The 1,168-nt window shown below is 59.8% G+C and carries 1 protein-coding gene and 1 pseudogene; both read left to right on the top strand.

The annotated features are described in order from the left end of the window. The first annotated feature begins 18 nt into the window (after window positions 1-18). Window positions 19-834 carry a sulfonamide-resistant dihydropteroate synthase Sul2 gene (gene sul2 / locus FTV08_RS16075; RefSeq protein ID WP_001043260.1) on the top strand — a complete coding sequence of 272 codons (816 nt, stop codon included), beginning with the start codon at window positions 19-21 and terminating at the stop codon, window positions 832-834. Window positions 835-920: 86 nt separating this feature from the next. Beyond that, window positions 921-1,168: pseudogene (gene glmM / locus FTV08_RS16070) on the top strand (phosphoglucosamine mutase); the annotation flags it as partial.

Here is a 1,168-nt window from a genome sequence, read left to right as displayed (position 1 = left end):
ATTATTATAGAAGCCCCCATGAATAAATCGCTCATCATTTTCGGCATCGTCAACATAACCTCGGACAGTTTCTCCGATGGAGGCCGGTATCTGGCGCCAGACGCAGCCATTGCGCAGGCGCGTAAGCTGATGGCCGAGGGGGCAGATGTGATCGACCTCGGTCCGGCATCCAGCAATCCCGACGCCGCGCCTGTTTCGTCCGACACAGAAATCGCGCGTATCGCGCCGGTGCTGGACGCGCTCAAGGCAGATGGCATTCCCGTCTCGCTCGACAGTTATCAACCCGCGACGCAAGCCTATGCCTTGTCGCGTGGTGTGGCCTATCTCAATGATATTCGCGGTTTTCCAGACGCTGCGTTCTATCCGCAATTGGCGAAATCATCTGCCAAACTCGTCGTTATGCATTCGGTGCAAGACGGGCAGGCAGATCGGCGCGAGGCACCCGCTGGCGACATCATGGATCACATTGCGGCGTTCTTTGACGCGCGCATCGCGGCGCTGACGGGTGCCGGTATCAAACGCAACCGCCTTGTCCTTGATCCCGGCATGGGGTTTTTTCTGGGGGCTGCTCCCGAAACCTCGCTCTCGGTGCTGGCGCGGTTCGATGAATTGCGGCTGCGCTTCGATTTGCCGGTGCTTCTGTCTGTTTCGCGCAAATCCTTTCTGCGCGCGCTCACAGGCCGTGGTCCGGGGGATGTCGGGGCCGCGACACTCGCTGCAGAGCTTGCCGCCGCCGCAGGTGGAGCTGACTTCATCCGCACACACGAGCCGCGCCCCTTGCGCGACGGGCTGGCGGTATTGGCGGCGCTGAAAGAAACCGCAAGAATTCGTTAACTGCACATTCGGGATATTTCTCTATATTCGCGGTTCAGCAGGCATGTCCCCTTTGAGGGCGACCCGACGACAGGATAATCGACCTTATGGTGCGCAAATATTTCGGCACAGACGGTATTCGTGGCAAAGCCAACGAAGGCGCGATGACGGCGGAAACCGCCTTGCGCGTCGGCATGGCGGCTGGCCGTGTCTTTCGTCGCGGTGACCACCGCCATCGTGTCGTGATCGGCAAGGATACGCGCCTGTCGGGCTATATGCTTGAACCCGCGCTCACAGCCGGTTTCACCTCGATGGGCATGGACGTATTCCTTTTTGGCCCGCTGCCGACAACGTA

The organism is Acinetobacter sp. YH12226 (assembly GCF_013417805.1).
GTDB lineage: Bacteria > Pseudomonadota > Gammaproteobacteria > Pseudomonadales > Moraxellaceae > Acinetobacter.
Note: the sequence above shows the minus strand (reverse complement) of the source record. Positions and strands in the feature narration are given on the sequence as shown.

Excerpts from the sequence above, each read along its gene's own strand:
- sul2 (WP_001043260.1), top strand. The coding sequence starts at position 19 with ATGAATAAATCGCTCATCATTTTCGGCATCGTCAACATAACCTCGGAC.